The sequence below is a fragment of the Geobacillus sp. B4113_201601 genome, from assembly GCF_001587475.1.
In the GTDB taxonomy this organism is placed as follows: Bacteria; Bacillota; Bacilli; order Bacillales; family Anoxybacillaceae; genus Geobacillus; species Geobacillus icigianus.
The window spans coordinates 3,929-21,762 of record NZ_LQYX01000085.1 but is presented as its reverse complement, the minus strand read 5'-3'; the positions used below and the strand labels follow the sequence as shown (position 1 = coordinate 21,762).

At 51.5% G+C, this 17,834-nt stretch carries 15 protein-coding genes, 1 other RNA gene and 4 pseudogenes; 5 read left to right on the top strand and 15 right to left on the bottom strand.

The window, feature by feature from the left end:
- Positions 1-13: 13 nt before the first annotated feature.
- Positions 14-1,477, bottom strand: a complete 1,464-nt coding sequence (locus B4113_RS12220) for a YdiU family protein (RefSeq protein WP_033844572.1) — start codon at positions 1,475-1,477, stop codon at positions 14-16.
- Positions 1,478-1,652: 175 nt separating this feature from the next.
- Here B4113_RS12220 and B4113_RS12215 point away from each other — a divergent pair, with 175 nt between their 5' ends.
- A complete protein-coding gene (locus B4113_RS12215) occupies positions 1,653-1,988 on the top strand; it encodes a hypothetical protein (protein ID WP_033020030.1) in 336 nt (111 codons plus the stop codon).
- A 144-nt stretch (positions 1,989-2,132) separates the two neighbouring features.
- Here B4113_RS12215 and B4113_RS12210 read toward each other — a convergent pair whose 3' ends face one another.
- The 11 genes and pseudogenes from B4113_RS12210 to secG form a co-directional block, all read right to left on the bottom strand.
- Positions 2,133-2,765: a response regulator transcription factor gene (locus B4113_RS12210; RefSeq protein WP_033844573.1), complete on the bottom strand. Its 633-nt coding sequence runs from the start codon at positions 2,763-2,765 to the stop codon at positions 2,133-2,135.
- Positions 2,758-3,792 carry a sensor histidine kinase gene (locus B4113_RS12205; RefSeq protein WP_033844574.1) on the bottom strand — a complete coding sequence of 345 codons (1,035 nt, stop codon included), beginning with the start codon at positions 3,790-3,792 and terminating at the stop codon, positions 2,758-2,760. The genes B4113_RS12210 and B4113_RS12205 overlap by 8 nt, the downstream gene beginning before the upstream one ends.
- Positions 3,789-4,520 carry a cell wall-active antibiotics response protein LiaF gene (gene liaF, locus B4113_RS12200; protein WP_033844575.1) on the bottom strand — a complete coding sequence of 244 codons (732 nt, stop codon included), beginning with the start codon at positions 4,518-4,520 and terminating at the stop codon, positions 3,789-3,791. Before liaF ends, B4113_RS12205 begins: the two co-directional genes overlap by 4 nt.
- Before the next feature lie 134 nt (positions 4,521-4,654).
- Positions 4,655-5,281: a PspA/IM30 family protein gene (locus tag B4113_RS12195; protein ID WP_033844576.1), complete on the bottom strand. Its 627-nt coding sequence runs from the start codon at positions 5,279-5,281 to the stop codon at positions 4,655-4,657.
- 12 nt (positions 5,282-5,293) lie between these two features.
- Positions 5,294-5,650, bottom strand: a complete 357-nt coding sequence (locus B4113_RS12190) for a hypothetical protein (RefSeq protein ID WP_033844577.1) — start codon at positions 5,648-5,650, stop codon at positions 5,294-5,296.
- A gap of 394 nt (positions 5,651-6,044) precedes the next feature.
- Positions 6,045-6,678, bottom strand: a pseudogene (locus B4113_RS12185) (ATP-binding cassette domain-containing protein).
- Positions 6,679-7,326: 648 nt separating this feature from the next.
- Positions 7,327-7,678, bottom strand: a transfer-messenger RNA (tmRNA) gene (gene ssrA, locus B4113_RS12180).
- 223 nt (positions 7,679-7,901) lie between these two features.
- A complete protein-coding gene (gene smpB / locus B4113_RS12175; RefSeq protein WP_033017718.1) occupies positions 7,902-8,369 on the bottom strand; it encodes an SsrA-binding protein SmpB in 468 nt (155 codons plus the stop codon).
- An 81-nt stretch (positions 8,370-8,450) separates the two neighbouring features.
- Positions 8,451-10,718, bottom strand: coding sequence for a ribonuclease R (gene rnr, locus B4113_RS12170; RefSeq protein ID WP_033017717.1), 2,268 nt, complete (start codon positions 10,716-10,718; stop codon positions 8,451-8,453).
- Between the two features lie 23 nt (positions 10,719-10,741).
- The gene (locus B4113_RS12165; RefSeq protein ID WP_108209725.1) at positions 10,742-11,485 is read right to left on the bottom strand and encodes a carboxylesterase; all 744 of its coding nucleotides are present in this window, start codon (positions 11,483-11,485) and stop codon (positions 10,742-10,744) included.
- Between the two features lie 78 nt (positions 11,486-11,563).
- Complete coding sequence (gene secG / locus B4113_RS12160) at positions 11,564-11,794, bottom strand: preprotein translocase subunit SecG (RefSeq protein WP_033017713.1); 231 nt, start codon at positions 11,792-11,794, stop codon at positions 11,564-11,566.
- A 655-nt stretch (positions 11,795-12,449) separates the two neighbouring features.
- Here secG and B4113_RS12155 point away from each other — a divergent pair.
- The 3 genes and pseudogenes from B4113_RS12155 to B4113_RS18915 all read left to right on the top strand — a co-directional run.
- Complete coding sequence (locus B4113_RS12155; RefSeq protein ID WP_033017712.1) at positions 12,450-12,665, top strand: hypothetical protein; 216 nt, start codon at positions 12,450-12,452, stop codon at positions 12,663-12,665.
- 427 nt (positions 12,666-13,092) lie between these two features.
- Positions 13,093-13,269 (top strand): annotated as a pseudogene (locus B4113_RS21220) (transposase); the annotation flags it as partial.
- A gap of 256 nt (positions 13,270-13,525) precedes the next feature.
- Positions 13,526-14,149 (top strand): annotated as a pseudogene (locus tag B4113_RS18915) (transposase); the annotation flags it as partial.
- 246 nt (positions 14,150-14,395) lie between these two features.
- Here the strand turns inward: B4113_RS18915 and B4113_RS12140 are convergent.
- Genes B4113_RS12140 through B4113_RS12130 form a run of 3 tightly spaced genes read right to left on the bottom strand, consistent with a single transcriptional unit; the run spans position 14,396 to position 16,156 of the window.
- Positions 14,396-14,788, bottom strand: coding sequence for a hypothetical protein (locus B4113_RS12140; RefSeq protein ID WP_033844582.1), 393 nt, complete (start codon positions 14,786-14,788; stop codon positions 14,396-14,398).
- A gap of 14 nt (positions 14,789-14,802) precedes the next feature.
- The gene (locus tag B4113_RS12135; protein ID WP_082799316.1) at positions 14,803-15,873 is read right to left on the bottom strand and encodes a pre-toxin TG domain-containing protein; all 1,071 of its coding nucleotides are present in this window, start codon (positions 15,871-15,873) and stop codon (positions 14,803-14,805) included.
- Positions 15,874-15,877: 4 nt separating this feature from the next.
- Positions 15,878-16,156 carry a DUF5082 domain-containing protein gene (locus B4113_RS12130; protein WP_369802264.1) on the bottom strand — a complete coding sequence of 93 codons (279 nt, stop codon included), beginning with the start codon at positions 16,154-16,156 and terminating at the stop codon, positions 15,878-15,880.
- A gap of 274 nt (positions 16,157-16,430) precedes the next feature.
- Between B4113_RS12130 and B4113_RS12125 the strand changes: the two are divergent.
- A pseudogene (locus tag B4113_RS12125) lies at positions 16,431-17,834 on the top strand (IS1634 family transposase); the annotation flags it as partial.

The window sequence follows — 17,834 nt, the reverse complement described above, 5'->3', positions numbered from 1 at the left end:
CCAAGGGCCCTTTTCACGTCCCGCAAAACGTCCGGTACGGCCGGTCGGACGGCGGCGGCAGCTCCGCGTACTCGGCTTGTTCCAGCGAATAAGCGTACGGGTCGGCCAACGCTTCGAGGAAACGCTCCATCACGCTGTAGTCGCCGCAATCGACCGCGGCGGCCAACGCCTCTTCGACTCGATGGTTGCGCGGAATGACGGCCGGATTATGGCGGCGCATCCGTTCATACGCTTCTTCCCGCGAAACCGCTTCTTGGCTGAGCCGCGTTTGCCAGCGCTCGTGCCACTCGCGAAACTCGGAAGCGTCAAAGAGTGCCATTCCGGTGTACTCGCCTAACGTCAACGCCCGGAACGTGTTCGTATAATCAGCGCGGTATTCTTCCATCAGCCGCAATAAATCGGCGATAAGCCCGCCATCCCCCTCTTGCGCTTCAGCCAAACCGAGTTTCGCTCTCATCCCGTCGAGCCAATGACGATGATACAACGTTGGATATTGATCGAGCGCTTCCTGCGCCACCGCCACCGCCTTTTCCTCATCCTCATCCAGCAGCGGCAGCAAGCTCTCCGCCAATCGGGCTAAGTTCCAGCCCCCGATATACGGCTGATTGCCGTACGCATACCGTCCTTCCATATCGATGGAGCTGAACACCGTCTTCAAGTCATACGTGTCCATAAACGCGCATGGCCCGTAATCGATCGTTTCCCCGCTGATCGTCATGTTATCGGTGTTCATCACCCCGTGGACGAAACCGACCAGCTGCCATTGGGCGATCAATGCTGCTTGCCGGGCGATGACTTGTTCAAGCAAAAACAAATAGCGGTTTTCAGCCTCTTCAAACCGAGGGAAATGCCGCTCGAGCGCGTAATCGGCCAACGCGCGCAGCTCTTCTTTCGTCCCCCATTGCGCCGCGTATTGGAACGTCCCGACACGCAAATGACTTGAGGCGACGCGGGTTAACACCGCCCCAGGCAGTTCGATTTCCCGCCGAATCGTCTCTCCCGTTGTCACGACCGCCAGACTGCGGGTCGTCGGAATGCCAAGGGCATGCATCGCCTCGCTCACGATGTACTCCCGCAGCATCGGCCCGAGCGCCGCCCGCCCATCGCCGCCGCGCGAATACGGCGTCCGACCCGAGCCTTTCAGCTGAATATCCACCCGCTTGCCGCCTAGGGTGACATGCTCGCCGATGAGCACCGCCCGTCCGTCGCCAAGCAGCGTGAAATAGCCGAACTGATGCCCAGCATACGCTTGCGCCAGCGGCTCAGCCCCGTCCGGAATCCGATTTCCCGCCAGCACCGCCACCCCTGCGTCGCTTCGCAATGCTTTCTCATTCAACCCAAGTTCTGCCGCAAGCGGCCGGTTGAGCACCGCCAGTTCCGGCGCGCGCACCGGCGTGGGGAGAACACGGCTGAAAAAGCGTTCCGGCAGCCTTGCATAACGGTTGTCAAACGTCCACCCCGCATCCAATTTGCTCATCTCCTTTTTTCGGCCAAGCTATAGTTCTATTGTATGGCAAAGCAGGCGGCATAATAAATCGAAAACACGCGGTTCGCTCCAAAAATTCGACCGCCCTGTTTCGACGAAACCCGCCATCTTTTCTCTTTCGCTTCCGTTCCGTTTCGCCTATAATGGCTATGAGGAGGTGAAACGAATGGAAGAAAACACGATCATCCAAGCGGTGCTGCACGCCCTCGAACAACATTCCGACAAAATCAGCTCGAAAATGGAGGAAATGGAACAACGACTCCGCGGCGAAATGCACGAAATGGGCCAGCAGCTCCGCAGCGAAATCCATGCTGTCGAAACCCGTCTTGAAGCCAAAATCGATTCCCTTCGTGAGGAAATGCAACAGATGAACAGACAACTGAACGAACGAAGCGATCGCCTCGAAGAAGAACTCGCAGACACGCAAACCTCGGTCGACGTGTTGACCACGAAGGTGCTCCATCACGACCGAAAGCTTCGCCAATTGGCCAAACAAGCGTAATTCCTCTCGAAACGTTAGCCTTTTTGACCCACCGCAACGAACAAAACCGCTCCTGTTTCATCCTCGGGTTCCGTTTGATGAAACGGAGCGGTTTTCGTCTGAACATGGCGATCTTTTTCCCATCGCGGCCAAATGATGCACTCCTCACTTCACTAGCCCATGCCGAAACGCATAAATGACCGCTTGCGTCCGGTCTTGGACGCCGAGTTTAGAGAGGATGTTGCTCACATGCACTTTCACCGTTTTGAGGGAAATGAACAATTCCTCAGCCATTTCTTGATTCGTCTTCCCTTGCGCCATCAACAAAAGCACTTCCATCTCCCGGCTCGTAAGCTGTTCGTGCGGCAGCCGCTCTCGTTGTTTTCGCCGGTTTGGCATGACTTTTCCCGCTACTTCCGGCTCGAGCACCGATTGTCCGTGGAACGTAGCGCGAATGGCGTCGGCAATTTCGCTCGCTTTCGATGTTTTCAACAAATAGCTCGTCGCCCCTGCTTCGAGCGCCGCGAACACGTTTTCATCATCCAAAAAACTCGTCACGACAATGATTTTCGCCCCCGGCCATGCGCGAATGATTTCCTGTGTCGCGGCAATGCCGTCCACTGGTTCCATCACCAAGTCCATCAGAATGACATCCGGCCGCAACTGGAGAGCGAGCTCAACTCCCTTTTGCCCATCCTCCGCCTCACCGATCACCTCCATGTCCGGTTGAGCGGACAAATACGCCGACACGCCAAGCCTCACCATTTCATGATCATCGACAAGCAGCACCTTAATCACGGTCATCCCCCCTATGCAAAAGCGGCACTTTCACTTCCAGCCGTGTTCCTTGGTCTTTTAAGCTGACTACCTTCAATGTTCCGCCGATTTCCGCCGCCCGCTCATACATGTGCTTCAACCCGTACGAACCGCTTTTTGAACGTTCCACATCAAAACCGACACCGTCGTCAGTGACGCGCAAAATCGCAAACCCGTCCCGTTCGATGAGCAGTACTTCCAACGACTTCGCTTTCGCATGGCGCAACGTGTTCGACAACGACTCCTGCAAAATGCGAAACAGATGATCTTCCACCCCTTTATCGAGCGGAACGTCTTCGATGTTCCATCTTATCTCAAGCGGCACTTTGCCCGCCAATTCCGTGAGCAGTTCGTTCATCCCTTCTTGAAGCGATTTGCCTTTCAGCTGCACCGGCCGCAAATGCAAAAGCAGCGCCCGCATTTCCAATTGCGACTGGTGAATCATTTGCTCGACCATGGTCAATTGTTTGCGCTGCCGTTCATCATCCGGCGGCATCGTTTCCATGACGGCCGACATCATCATCGAAGCAGCGAACAATTGTTGGCTGACCGAATCGTGCAGCTCCCGCGCCAACCGCGTGCGCTCTTCCGAAAGAATGCGTTCAACGAGCCGTTCTTCCTGTTCGGCCTTTTCCGCCGCTAACTTTTGCACGCGCTTCGTTTGCGCGCGCCATTGCGCTTGCAGCTTCTCGATTTGTCGCCAGACGTCTTGCAGCTCCGATGGCGCTTCGGTCCGGTAAAGCTCCCCGATTTCACCACGTTCAATGTGTTCCAGCGCCTGCCTGAGAGCCTCTCGCTGCCTCCGCCAAACGATATCCAACAGAAGCCCGCTCACGATCCCAACCAGCAAACTGCCGGCTGTCACAAACAGCAAAAACGGGACCCCCATCACCGTTCTCTCCCACAGCTCCACCCATGTCCCCAGCGGAAACGCGTACACAAAGGAAACAAACAACAAACCAAAAACAATCAGCGCTGATAACACGGAAACAATCAACGACCGGCTCATAGCCGCTTCACCTCAAGATGGCCGATCATCATCGAGGTGACAATTTTCAGTTTCCGCTCGGCCGCTTGATACGAAGGGGTCTGATAAAGGAACGTCTGATTAAACAGCTGTTCTGTCGCATGCCCAAACACCGTCGCACCACCAACGATGGCCGAATGGACGACCTTCGTCTCCACCTCGTACGGAACAAGCACGCGCACATGACCGATCCACCCGCGCACCATAATCACCGCTTCCCCTTTCGGCAAGACGGTGTTGCTGACGTCGATCACCGTATCGCCAATGCCGGTTTGAATGTTGACGTCATCCCATTCATACACATGTTCGGGAGTCGCCTGCCGTCCAAACAGCACATTACAAAACAACGGCTGCCGCTCGATGATTTCCTCGTTTCCACTCGTCGCTTCCGTGATGACAGGACGAATAACGGTCGGCTGCTGCTTGGACTGAGCAAACTTCCAAATAAAGTAAAATAAACTAGCAACAACGATCAACCGGGCTGTCACCATCGTAAACATATGAAACACGAGACTAATGCCGCCGAGCCAAAAGAGCACTTTCCCCCGTCTGCGCGGCCAAGACTGTTTGCCGATATAAAGCAAAGCGACCGATAATCCGATCGAAAACAACCATCCGGGATGGAAAAACGAAATTTCAATCGCCAAAAGCACTAGCGCAATCAAAACTGCCCAACTGACATAACCCGTTTTCTTCCGTTGATCGAGCATGCGGGGAGCCCCCTGTTGTCCAAAATGAAAAACGTTGTTTCAAACGATGATTCGCCCCAAAGCCCAACATGGTGTGCATACCAAGTATGAAAGAAGGTGCCCCATTATATTGGGACACCTTCTAGCATATCCGGTTAGTTTCCTTCCTGCAACTGCTTTTCCAGCTGAGCGATGCGCGCGTCGATCGTGCTCCGGTAATCATCGGACTGGACTTGCCGCTCGAGGCGATCAAGGTAGGCTTCCGCATCGGCGAACGCCGCCAGCGCCGGGCCGGCATCCCCGCTGATCACCCGCTGGATTCGGTAGTGTGCCCGCGCCGCGTTTTCCCGCCCCATCAACTCCATGCGCCGCATCTGCATGTCTTTCAGCTTATGCTTCATTTCCTCATATTTCGCTTCCAACTCAAACAGCTCGCGGCTCGCTTGCTCGAGCAACTGTTTCAGACGGCCCGCCCGTTCCGCATATTGCGCTTGTTCGCGCCGGGCAAATTCAGCTAGCCCCACTTCCCCGGCCCGCTCAGCCACCTCCGCCTGTTTGCTTCGTTTTTCCGCCATCTGTTCCGCCTCACGATGTTCACGGGCAAACTGCTCTTTTAACACATATTGGCGCTCAAGCAGTTGCCGCACCCGCTCGACTTCTTGTTCACATTGGCGCAAATAGTGATTAAGAAGCGCAATGGGGTTTTTCTTTTCTTTTTCGTCAAGCCATTCGTGAAGATCGGCTTCAATGATCGTTTTCAAACGCGAGAATACACCCACCATCGATCACTCCTCTTAATACTGTTTTTGCAGCTCAGCCCATTGTTTTTCAAAGTTGACAAACGGATCGTCGCTTTCCGAAACGACACGTTCCCCTTTCACTCCGCTCCATTGTTTATACACGACATACAACACATACGCCGCCACAAGCGCGATGAGCGCCGGCACATTCGAAGCGCTGGCCACCAATGCCGCACAGCCAATAAGCGCCCACACCACTTTTCCAAATGTCGACGGAGCTTTTAAACATTTCTTGAACGCATAGTACAAGATCGCCAGCGTGATCGCCAGCCCGACAAGCGCCACGAGATGAAACAAGAGCACCAGCAAAGCGGCCGCGCCGGCAACGAACAACCCGATCTTTTTTGCCATCCTTTCGCCTCCTTTCGCTTCCTATCGTATCGCATCCCCGCAAACTCCCATCACGTTCCGAAGATATATTTTGACTACGACTGGAGGCTTATTTTATATGAAGCGAGGTGATCACTACAGCCGCGCCACTTTTATTGAAATCATTTCCATACAAAACAAAAAAGACAAATAGAGCACTCCTTGTGCCGCGTGAAGCTGTTTTTTACGGCAACAATGGAAATACATTGTTTCGCCGTCTCATCAATCCCCCGTGGGAACATTGCCGTTCTTCCCAAGTTCGACAGTGACGAGGCCAAAAAAAGCCTCCCATTGATACAAATGGGAGGAGAAGGCACTTGGCAAACTTCAGACGTGTATCTGGTAGAAATATGTTGCTTCTCATTAACGATTGCCATTACCGTTCAACCGGTTCCAGTTTATATTTATTAATGCGGAACACATGGCCACAAAGAAAGTTAATATCTTCCTGATTATGACTTGTAAGTAAAATGGTACGTCCTTTATTCTTAAAAGAGAATAATAGATTCTGGATTCTATCTACACGTTCTGCATCTAAGGCATTGAATGGTTCATCTAGGATCAGCACTTGTTGATCTTCCATAATAGCTTGGGCAATAGCTAATTTTTGCTTCATCCCTAACGAATAATGCTTGACTTTTTGTTTGGTCCGTGGATCGAACCCAACATTTTTCATTTCTTCAAAAATCTTATCATCATTAATTTTTCCTCTGATCATTGCCAATTCTTCTAAATTTTGAAATCCCGTTTTATTCGCGATGTAACTAGAGCGGTCTATAATAATGCGGAAATCCTCTGGAAATCTTTCTCTTTTTCCTATCTCGGCTCCGTTCACCGTAATCGTCCCTTTATCCGGGAACACAAACTCCACAGATCATCTTAAACAATACCGATTTCCCTGAACTGTTTGGCCCTATAATATCCGTATATTTTCCTTTTTCCACATTGAGATCAACACCATCAAAAAAAGTTACTCCTTTACTGTAGGCGACAAATTCCCTAACATAAATTCACAGACAAACCAAAAAGGCGACATGGACTCGATTCCTTGGTTAGGACAAGTGCAGCTCTTGGCGGAGCTAGAGCTGAGGCCGCCTCCGAAGATTGTAGGCATCCATCCTCGCCCCTAGAAGGCCGGTGAAAAACCGCTGATTCCTTTCCATCAATGGGAGAATGAGCGAAAAGCAGGACCGATGTAACAAGGCTTTTCTAAATGAGAAATAACATTGTAAAGCGGTATCCACGATTAAATCACCAGCCTCCTAGAAGGCCGGTGAAAAACCACTGTCAACTCCAGGTCGGCGGCATTTTCATTCAGAAGAGAAAGCGGATTCTGCAAGGTTTTTCTAATTGAGAAATGAGTGGAATCCGTCGTTTTTGCACTAAATCACCAGCCTCCTAGATACAGGCTGGAAGGATGCCCAAATGCCTCTCGTCCCTTTGGCATCAAGGGATGAGAGGCATTTTGTTTACTTGGTCACTGTCGAACTCGTATACAATGCAAGGCAAAAAACACGGTGCAAAATCCTCGCAAAATTTTCGCCCATTCGCTGGCTTCTTTCGGATTCTTGAAAAAGCAAAAACGACCGCAAACACGGTCGCATCAAGCAGTTCACCATTCAGTTCACCATTCTTCATCCGAAACAGCAACATGTTGGAAATGGAGACGGTGGGAGTCGAACCCACGTCCAGAGGCATCGCCACTTAAGCATCTACGAGCGTAGTCGGTATATTTCGCTTCGCCGTTCGTTCCGCCTACCGACAGGCCTCCCGGCGGCTAGCCTGGTTCGTCTCTTCCCTCATCCTCAGGCGGCGGATTTGGGCGTAGCCCGCTTCATATGAACCCCTCGGACGCCACGCGGGCGATGGCGGGAGGAGCTAGCTGCAGCAATTAAGCAGCTAAAGCGTAGTTTTGTTTGCCAGTTATCTTTAGGTGACGTTTTTACGAGGACGTCCCCCTCGGCTCGCCGCTTAAGCTCGACCTACCCCTGTCGAATCCGGATCGTCCCCGCGGTGCGAAGAGATCGGAACAGCTTAAGCCATGGATAACTGGCTGTTGCACTTTTTATTATACCATGGCTTTGCGCATTTTCAATGGGAATGTTTTCAATGTCGGTGAAAACCAACGTTTTTTTCCAAAAGGATGGAATTCGCCAGGAAAGAAGAGCCGATGTTTCAAGGCTTCCCCACTTGAGAAACATCGGTTTTGACTTTTTCACACGCCGCTTGCTCCCTACAGCTTTTGCCGCTCGCGGAACACCCGCTCGATTTCGCGCTGCGCTTCTTTCCGTTTCATGTCTTCGCGCTTGTCGTATTTTTTCTTCCCTTTGGCGACGCCAAGCTCCACTTTGGCGAAGCCGTTTTTGATGTACAATTTCAGCGGCACGAGCGTATACCCTTGCTCTTTTGTGTAGCCGATCAGCTTGTTGATTTCGCGGCGGTTGAGCAAGAGTTTTCTCGTCCGCAGCGGATCATGGTTGTAGCGGTTGCCTTGTTCGTACGGGCTGATATGCATGTTATGGAGAAACACTTCCCCTTTTTCCACTTTGGCGAATGAATCTTTCAAATTCACCCGGCCGTTGCGGATCGATTTGATTTCCGTTCCTTGCAGCACAAGGCCGGCTTCATACGTCTCTTCGATGAAATAATCATGGTACGCTTTTTTGTTTTGGGCGATTACTTTTCCTTCGCCTTTGGGCATCCGTTTTCTCCCTCCTCATCGTAGCGTTTCTTATTTTATCAAAAACGAAAAAGAAGGAAAAGCCGCCTGTTCGGCTTTTCCTCACCGTTTTTTCTTTTTCTTCTTTTTCGCTTTCGCGCTGCGGTTTGGGCCGCTTTGCGCTTTCGGCTCCGCCTTTTTCTTTTGTTTTTTCCCTTCGATGACGACCGGAGCGGCTTTCGCTTTCGACGGGCGGCGTCCTTTCATGCCGACGACTTCAAAGTCGACGATCCGCTCGTCTTTGTTGACGTTGATGACGCGGACGGTGATTTCATCGCCGATGCGGTACATTTTCCCGGTCCGCTCGCCGATCATCGCATAGCTGCGCTCGTCGTAGCGGTAATAATCGTCCGTTAAATAACTGACGTGCACCAATCCTTCGATCGTGTTCGGGAGCTCGACAAACAGGCCGAAGTTCGTCACCGAGCTGATGATGCCGTCAAATTCCATCCCGATTTTGTCTTCCATAAACTCCGTTTTCTTCAAATCATCGGTTTCCCGCTCAGCCTCGACGGCGCGCCGCTCCATGTTGGACGCGTGTTCGGCAATGTCCGGCAGCTTTTCCGCCCATTTTTGCTGGGTGTCAGCATCCATCTGGCCGTTGATGAGATACGTCCGGATCAGCCGGTGAACGATCAAATCCGGATAGCGGCGGATCGGCGACGTAAAATGGGTGTAAAACTCGGTTGACAGCCCATAATGGCCGAGGCTTTCGGCGTCATAGCGGGCCTGCTTCATCGACCGAAGCATGACGGTCGAAATGACCATCTCTTCCGGTTCGCCGCGCACCGCTTCGAGAATTTGCTGGAGGGCGCGCGGATGGATGTGGTTGCCCGTTCCTTTCACGACATAGCCGAAGTTCGTGATGAACTCCAAAAAGCGCTGCAGTTTTTCCGGTTTTGGGTCTTCGTGAACGCGGTACATAAACGGCACGTTCAGCCAATGGAAATGCTCGGCGACCGTTTCGTTTGCCGCCAACATAAACTCTTCGATGAGCCGCTCGGCGACCGACCGCTCGCGCAAGACGACATCGTACGGTTTGCCGTTTTCATCAACAAGCACTTTCGCTTCTTTAAAATCGAAATCGATCGCCCCGCGCTTCATCCGCTTGGTGCGCAAAATATCAGCGAGCTCGGCCATCAGCTCAAACATCGGCACGAGCGGCGCGTATGTTTCCCGCAACGCCTCGTCTTTATCGACCAAAATTTTATTGACATCGGAATACGTCATCCGCTCGACGGTGCGGATGACGCTTTGGAAAATGTCATGGCGGACGACTTCGCCTTGCGGGGTGATTTCCATTTCACACGACAGCGTCAACCGGTCGACTTTCGGGTTGAGCGAGCAAATGCCGTTCGACAGCCGGTGCGGAATCATCGGGATGACGCGGTCGACCAAATAAACGCTCGTGCCGCGCTCATACGCTTCGCGGTCGATCGGCGACCCTTCCTCAACATAGTAGCTGACATCGGCGATATGGACGCCAAGTTTGTAGTTGCCATTCTCAAGTTTTGTCACCGTCACCGCATCGTCCAAGTCTTTCGCGTCTTCCCCGTCGATCGTCACGATCATCTCACCGCGCAAGTCACGGCGCCCCTCCAAATCTTTTTCCGTAATGACGTCTGGAACACGGTTGGCGTGCTCGATGACGTCATCTGGAAACTGCAGCGGCAAACCGTGCTTATAGATGACCGATAAAATATCGACGCCCGGGTCGTTTTTATGGCCGAGAATTTGGACGACTTCCCCTTCGGCGCTCATCCGCCCTTCCGGATACGAGGTGAGGCGGACGACGACTTTATGCCCTTCGACCGCTCCGTTCGCCGCGTTTTTCGGGATGAAAATGTCATTGACGATCCGTTTGTCATCGGGGATGACAAAGCCGAAATATTTGCTTTCCGTGTATGTACCGACGACTTCTTTCACCCCGCGCTCCAAAATGCGGACGATCGTCCCTTCGCGGCGCGCTCCGGATGAGTCGGCCTGAACGCGAACAAGCACCGTGTCGCCATGCATGGCGTTTTTCAATTCGGACGGCGGGATGAAAATATCATCCATTCCCGGCTCTTCCGGGGTGACGAAGGCAAACCCCTTCGGATGGCCCGTCACTTTGCCGCGCACGAGATTCATCCGCTCAGGCACGCCGTAGCGGTTGCTGCGCGTCCGGACGACAAGGCCTTCCTCTTCCATGGCGACAAGCGTTTTAACCAGTTCCTTAAATCCATCCGCATCCCCGATGCCAAAGGCTTCTTCAAGCTCCTCAACAGTGAGCGGCTTGTACGCTTCATCGCGCATAAACGCCAAAATTCGTTCAGCCAACGCCTGATCCATCGGCCTTTCCCTCCTTTCCAACGCTACCAAGCTAACGACTCCAAAAAGGCATAAATATCGTCATGCAGCTGTTCTTTTTCCTGATCCAACGTGATAACATGGCCGGATTGCTCATACCATTTGATTTGCTTGATTGGCGCTCCGATTTCGTTATAAATAATATTGGCGCTGTCCGGGTTGATCATTTCATCATGGCGCGCCTGAACGACAAACGTCGGCGCGTAAACCAAGTCCAAATGGTCGCGCACCTCGGCAATCAATGCCTGCAACGCTTTCAATGTGCTCATCGGCGTTTCCTTGAAACGCTCCATTTCCGCTTCAATTTGTTCGGGCGATTTTCCTTCGCGCTTTTTATACTCGCGCGCATACTCGAGCACACCTTCATACATCGTTTCTTCGCTTTTGATGTACATCGGCGCGCACATCGTCACAATGCCTTCTATAGGTACAGTGTAACCTAATTTTAACGAAAATACGCCTCCAAGCGACAATCCGGCGACGGCGATTTTTTCATAGCCTTTGTTTTTCAAAAACTGATAGCCGTTCATGACGTCTTGCCACCAATCATCCGGACCGGTATGGACAAGCTCTTCCGGCGGCACGCCGTGCCCTTTGTAAATCGGCGCGTGGCACGTGTAGCCTTTCGACTCCAAGAATCGCCCAAGCATCCGAACGTCAGCGGAGTTGCCGGTGAACCCATGCAAAAGCAACACAGCGCGCTCCCCAGCCTCAAAGAAAAACGGTTTGGGTGGAACTAGTTTCATCATCGTTCTCCTTCCTCTCTGGATGAAATAGAAAAGGCAGCCCGTTTTCGTGTCAGGACCGCCCCCGCTTTTCGCTTATGCTCATTCAAGATAGGCAATGACAAACGACAGCACAAAAAACAACACGGCCAATACGATCGTCACGCGCTGAAACAACGCATCGAGTCCGCGCGCTTTTTGCTTCCCGAACAATTGCTCGGCACCGCCGGTGATCGCTCCCGACAGCCCAGCGCTGCGGCCCGATTGCAGCAGCACGACAACGATCAGCGCAACCGACACAATGACAAGCAGCGTCACAAGCAAGGCATGCATGCCTGACACCTCCAACGACCTACGTTGCAATAGTTTTACTATACCATACATCGCTGTTGGCGGCAACTGCCTCACCTGTCTCCACACGCCGAAAGGCATAGATTCGCTTTTTTTACAAAAAACACAATAAGGGAGACGCTCAAATGGAGAAAATCGATGAAATCATTGACGAATGTGTGGCAAAAATCGCAACGCATCTGACTTGATCAGCCTAGAAGGCTGGGGATTTAAGGGGGCAAGCCTCTTCTCTTATCAAGCCCGCTTCTTAAACAGATAAGCCTTGTCACGTCAGGAGCGCCTTTCAAACGTTTCCCCATTGCTCAAGAGAAACGACCGCTTTTCATCAGCCATCTAGGAGGCTGGTGACTTAATCGCGGATACGTGTTTACCATGTCATTTCTCAATTAGAAAAACCTTGCTTCCATCGATCCTACTTCTCATGCGCTCTTCCATTGATGAAGCGAATCAGCGGTTTTTCACCAGCCTACTAGACAGCCGAATCGAAGGGCGGGAGACAAAAAACTCCCCGCCTCTCCCTTTGCATAGATCCTCCATCTGCTTGACCCTCCATGCCTTGGGCGCGGTATGATCATTGTCGTCCGCAGCCAAAATAAGTTACAATGAAAGCAAATCGGCAACGACGGGAGGAACTCCAATGGCAAGACCAGACGAACGAGTCGTCATCGCGATTGACGGCTACCAATTCAAACGGGCGCGGGAGGCGAAGGAAGGAAAAATTTTCGTCACCTCGCCGATCGGGGCGAACTTTACGTTTGACGTCAACGTCATGCGGAAACTGCTTGAGGCGATCGACCGCGACCCGGCGCTCGTGGAACAGTTCGGGCTTCCTTCACCGGGAGCAAACGAATAACAAAGGAACGGCGGCTGGCCGTTCCTTTTTTCCTTATGCGCTCCTCTGGCAAATGCGCGCCATTCGGATCGCCGGTGCGGGCGAACGAAAGCCAAGCGTAATGCATTTCGTTGGCGATCGCCTCGCACTCCGGCCGATTCACTGAAAATCGTGATGTTGTCCGGATCGCCGCCAAACGCCTCAATGTTCTCCTTCACCTAGCGCCCAAGTTCGACAGTTTTGAGAACATTTTAGGCAAATGAAAACGGCCAAAATGCTGCAATATCAAGGATTTCATGATGCAGATCCTAGGAAAAAACACTGAATTTCATAGGCACACGACTTTTCTATTTTAACTTTTAAAAGAGCTGAATATCATTACATAGATATGTACATGCGACGGGTTACACGCAAAAAGAAGGATGGAATCACCGTAGCTTACCTCCATCATGAATCGTGGCCGAACGTAAGAGATGAATGTGAGCGTCTTATGCTTGGACATTTTTCTCCAAAAAACGGCGACCTTGATCAACGAACCGAACTGACAGCCAAACAGGCTCAATTCTTTGCGGCTCTAGGGCTGGAGCCGCCTCCGAAGATTGTAGGCATCCATCCTCGCACCTAGATACACGCCCAACGTATGCCCAAATACCTATCGTCCCCTTGGTATCCAGGGATGAGAGGCATTTTGTTTGCCTAGTCGCTGTCGAACTCGGGAACCCGATTCCTTGGGTAAAATAGATGTGCTCAAACCCATTCACACAAGGAGGTTCATGTCTCATGAATCGATGAACACATCATCAAGGAATCCACCAATTTTTCATGACATTGGGTTGGCGCTTGATTTCTCGAAACCGGTCATCAAGCCTCTCGTTCAAAATGTGCTCATGGATTCCTAGTATCCGTCCCAAGCGCTCATCAAAACCTGCCTGAAACAAGGATTCCATGTCACCGCCATGCTCAAGACGAACCGGATTCTCTATCCGAACGGCATCGCCGTCCAAGCGAAGGAGTTCGCTCGCTATATCGAGCCCAACGACACCCGCCTCGTCACGGTGGGGAACGAGCGTGATCGTGTCTACCGCTATGAAGGTGCGCTCAACGGTCTTGATGATGCAGTGGTGCGGCTGGCTGGCTTGGAAGGCGGATCAACCGATGACACCCGAACATCTTCATTGCATCTAGAGCACCGATCGGGAGCTGAGTGACGAAGACATCTTGCGTTACGATGCCCAGCGCTGGACGATCGAATGCGTTTTCCAGCAGGCCAAAGACCAGCTGAAGTCAGGTGGGACCGTGTTCGCCACGTTCGGGCGGTGAAACGGTATTGGATCACCGTGTTGTTGGCTTGCGTGTACAGTATAGCCGAATCTCCACAAGACCTCTCCGCCGGACGGGAGCTTCTTCAGTCTCGGAAAGGGCACAGCATCGTCGAGTTCATCGATAACGCCGCAAAGCAAGAGATTCCCATTGATGCAATCAAAAAACAACTCCATGTTGCCTAAGGGATACCCTGTTTGTCTCTCAGAGAATGGAAATTACTGCAATAAAAATGCTCATCTACAGTTACCATTAGAGGCTCCATATCGAGCCACCAAACGGTTTTTCAGTAAACAAAAGGGAGAAAATTTGCTTTGGCTGAATGAACGTGCAAAAACGTGTCTAAATTTGCAAAGAAATAGTCATTTTTTCCGAAATAACGTACTAATTTACAACTATAAAAAGGATATTATTTCCAATTATGATAGACATCAAATATAGTCATCTATTTCTTGCTTTCGTTTCAAAAAAACTTCTAATGCTTTATTATCACGTTCCATTAATCCATCAAAATGACTATCATCCTCAACTAATTCTTTATAGCCCCAAATCGCAGTAATATCGCATGCTCTAAAATAATCATAGTACCATTCTACAGGCAAAAGTCGATCAGAAACATCAAAAAGTTCAGAAGGATACCAAGAAGGATAGTTATGCTCCTCACCCTTTATGAGATAATGTAAAGAATCCCTCCAGAGACAGACTCCATATACTGTATATACTCTTCCGATTTCTAACTCGAAGACCGTTTCTGTAGAATATCCTATACTCAAGGCTTTTTCAGATATGTCTTTTCCTGTATTTGCTATGCATCTGGCTTTCATCTCTTGTATCCCTCCTAATTTTTAAACTTAAAGTCATCAAATTGACCGGTTTTTGTGTTCTTCAAATAGTGAATCTCGTACCCATTTACATTTTGTGTCATCTTAATCCAACCTTCTTCTACTGGCCAACGAGGATCAGTCATTCCTTTCCTAATAGGAACTGGCCTACCTGCATTTGGATTCGACATAACTTGTTTCATTGCCAACTGTTCATTTAGATTCTGAGGGGTGGTTCTACCCGTGGTTCCTCTGCCTAAAGGTTTAACAAGTACATCATCTACATTTCTTAAAGCATTAACTGTCCCCTTAGCAAGCTTCTCAGCTTCATCGATCTCCTTCTCAACCACTTCCCCCTCAACTTTCTTGATCATATTGAGGGACGCATCTTTCGCCTCACTCATCCACCCCCGAGGCGCCGGCCCCACTCCCGCATACGCCGGTTGCCAGGAAACGGAGGCGACGCTTTTGACTAATTCGTCCCATTGTGTCTTGAACAGGCGGGCCGTTTCCGCAAACGGCGCTTTGATGACTTGATGGTAGATCGTGTGGAAGATCGTCTTCATGGTATCATCGCGCACGACATGTTTCACTTTCGCAAGGGCGGAGGCGGCATCGATCGCCTTCGCACCCTTGATCGCCGCTTTTCCCGCCATTCCGGCCCCTTTAGCGGGAGGAACCATCGACGCAAGCAACATTCCTCCTGCCAGCAGCCGACCCCTGATCGAAAGGCGCTCGCCGGTGATCGAGTCGTACTCGCCAAATACGCGCTGTACGTCATACCAGCCGAGAAGCTCCAAACCGAATTCCTTCATGTTGTCCGCGAGCGTCTCGTCCACTTGGTGCATCGCGGCGGCGGCGCGATACAGAAGTTCTTCCGCTTCGTTCAGTTTGTCTTCATAACGCTTCAGCCAATGAACGAGTTCGTCCCGCAGCGCTTCGATGGCGGGCGTGCTGACGCCGGGGAGGTCCATCGCAAGGGAAGAGGGCTCCCATGACAGCGTCGTCCGCGCCCGCTCGCAAGCGTCTTTGGCATCGGGAATGTGCTTCGCGACCGCTTCCAACTCATCCGGTTTCAACCGAATCATGTGATTACAACTCCTCTATCCTTCGACGAAGACGGGCGATTTCCCTGCTGATTTCATCGACCAATTCATCCGCCGTCGCCTCAATCCGCGCCTCGATTTGCTTTAAATCGGCATAGACCCACTCATACGCTTCCCGCGCCTCCCCTTGCCAGTACGGAATAGATTCATCGTTGGCGCGATAAAAGCCGCGAATGCCACCTTGAAATTCTTCCATCGCTTCATGCACTTGCCCTTGGTAAGATTGCAAAATGGCCATCGCTGCTTCGTAAGCCCTCCGCTTCATTTCCTTTTCAATCGAATCTACTATCGATGACACTTGTATTCCCTTCCCGGTTAAAGTGGCGAAATAATGGCCAATATCAAGCTATCCCCTGCTGTTTCAAATAAAAACTTTACATCGTCCCTCCATTGAACCCTCCCTCTAGTTTTTGTTGATATCTAACAGTCTATGGTGCGCTTCGCATTTCGCACCCTCTCGACAAAAATCGGGAGGATTTTTTTATCTTCCTGTCGAATAAAACCTTGAAACACAAGGAAAGCAAAGGAGTTTGCTCATCATGGACGTTCGAATTCGGGCCATTTATGAAAGTTCTTATTTGAATATAATAAGCGCCCTGTTCAAAGATCTTGACCTTCCTCAGTTGATGGATCATCTCGTCCCCGTGAATCCGTAATGCCAAACTCGAGCCAGCGATATCGTCAAGCTAATCGTTCTGGATATCTTGAGCGGCCGGCAAGCGCTCGTTCATTTGGAACAATGGGCGCATGACATCGATTTGCCGAAGCTGATTCGGCCAAGGCTGGAGCCGTCTTGGTTCAACGACGATGCCATCGCGCGTCATTGGGATCGCCTGTATGAGGCGAATCTCCATCAAGTCCTTTCGTCTTGCCTCGTGCAGATCTACAAGAAAGAAGGTCTCTCTCTTCGCGTCTTCCACGCCGATACGACGGACAAGACCGTTTATGGCGCGTATGAATCGGTCTCGTCAGAGGCCCTGCAGATCACACATGGCTACAACCGGCACCATCGTTGGCAAAAACCAATCGGTTTCGGGCTGATCGGCAACGAGGATGGCATCCCGTTTTACGGCGATGTGCACGACGGCAACCTGACGGACAAAACGTGGAATCCGGAGGTGCTCTCCCGTGTCCATGAACAGCTGAGGCAAGCCAAAATCGGAGACGATTGGATTTATGTGGCGGATTCCGCTGCGATGACGAAAGACACACTGACGCAAACGAAGGCCGCCAACGCCTTTTTGATCACGCGAGGCCCTTCATCGCTTCGGATCGTCAAAGCCGCGCTTTTGGAGGCAGATGCCCAACCCGATTCGGCGTGGAGCGATCCCTTTCCGTTGGCTGAGAAAAACGGCGCCACGTATCGGGTATGGGAAACGGCCTCGACTTATGAAGGCCATCCGGTTCGGCTGATCGTCGTCGAATCGAGCGCGCTCGACCAGCGAAAAGGAAAGACGCTCGACAAAGAGCGGACCAAAGAAGCGGAGCTTCTTCGCGAGGAACAAGCCCGTTGGGAACGCCACCCCTTCTCTTGTCGGGCAGACGCCGAACAAGCCTTGGCCTCCCTCAAGGCGTCCCTTCGCTCCCAGTTTCATCGGGTGGAAGCCGCAGTCGAAGAGATCGTGCGCCCGAAAAAACGGCGCGGACGACCGAAAAAAGGGGCAGAACCCGAGATGGAGACGCTGTATTTCGTGCGTCTTGGCGTCGAATTCGACCCAAACGCTTGGGAACAGGCGAGACGGAAAGCGTCCCGGTTTGTCCTCGTTACGACCGTTCCGAAGGAATGGAAGGGTCAACCGATGGAGGCAAAAGAGATCTTGAAGTTGTATAAAGGCCAAATCTCCGTGGAGATGAACTTCTCTTTCTTGAAAGACCCGTTCTTTACGGATGAGATTTACGTCAAAAAACCAGAACGGGTCGCGGTATTGGGCTATCTGTTTCTG

What these genes read in the sequence shown, in the direction of transcription:
- secG (WP_033017713.1), bottom strand. Translation starts at nt 11,794, where the DNA reads ATGCATGCCTTGCTTGTGACGCTGCTTGTCATTGTGTCGGTTGCGCTG.
- B4113_RS12135 (WP_082799316.1), bottom strand. Translation starts at nt 15,873, where the DNA reads ATGATTCGGTTGAAACCGGATGAGTTGGAAGCGGTCGCGAAGCACATT.
- B4113_RS12165 (WP_108209725.1), bottom strand. Translation starts at nt 11,485, where the DNA reads ATGATGAAACTAGTTCCACCCAAACCGTTTTTCTTTGAGGCTGGGGAG.
- liaF (WP_033844575.1), bottom strand. Translation starts at nt 4,520, where the DNA reads ATGCTCGATCAACGGAAGAAAACGGGTTATGTCAGTTGGGCAGTTTTG.
- B4113_RS12215 (WP_033020030.1), top strand. Translation starts at nt 1,653, where the DNA reads ATGGAAGAAAACACGATCATCCAAGCGGTGCTGCACGCCCTCGAACAA.
- B4113_RS12190 (WP_033844577.1), bottom strand. Translation starts at nt 5,650, where the DNA reads ATGGCAAAAAAGATCGGGTTGTTCGTTGCCGGCGCGGCCGCTTTGCTG.
- rnr (WP_033017717.1), bottom strand. Translation starts at nt 10,718, where the DNA reads ATGGATCAGGCGTTGGCTGAACGAATTTTGGCGTTTATGCGCGATGAA.
- B4113_RS12130 (WP_369802264.1), bottom strand. Translation starts at nt 16,156, where the DNA reads ATGAAGCGGAGGGCTTACGAAGCAGCGATGGCCATTTTGCAATCTTAC.
- B4113_RS12220 (WP_033844572.1), bottom strand. Translation starts at nt 1,477, where the DNA reads ATGAGCAAATTGGATGCGGGGTGGACGTTTGACAACCGTTATGCAAGG.
- smpB (WP_033017718.1), bottom strand. Translation starts at nt 8,369, where the DNA reads ATGCCCAAAGGCGAAGGAAAAGTAATCGCCCAAAACAAAAAAGCGTAC.
- B4113_RS12155 (WP_033017712.1), top strand. Translation starts at nt 12,450, where the DNA reads ATGGCAAGACCAGACGAACGAGTCGTCATCGCGATTGACGGCTACCAA.
- B4113_RS12195 (WP_033844576.1), bottom strand. Translation starts at nt 5,281, where the DNA reads ATGGTGGGTGTATTCTCGCGTTTGAAAACGATCATTGAAGCCGATCTT.
- B4113_RS12205 (WP_033844574.1), bottom strand. Translation starts at nt 3,792, where the DNA reads ATGAGCCGGTCGTTGATTGTTTCCGTGTTATCAGCGCTGATTGTTTTT.
- B4113_RS12140 (WP_033844582.1), bottom strand. Translation starts at nt 14,788, where the DNA reads ATGAAAGCCAGATGCATAGCAAATACAGGAAAAGACATATCTGAAAAA.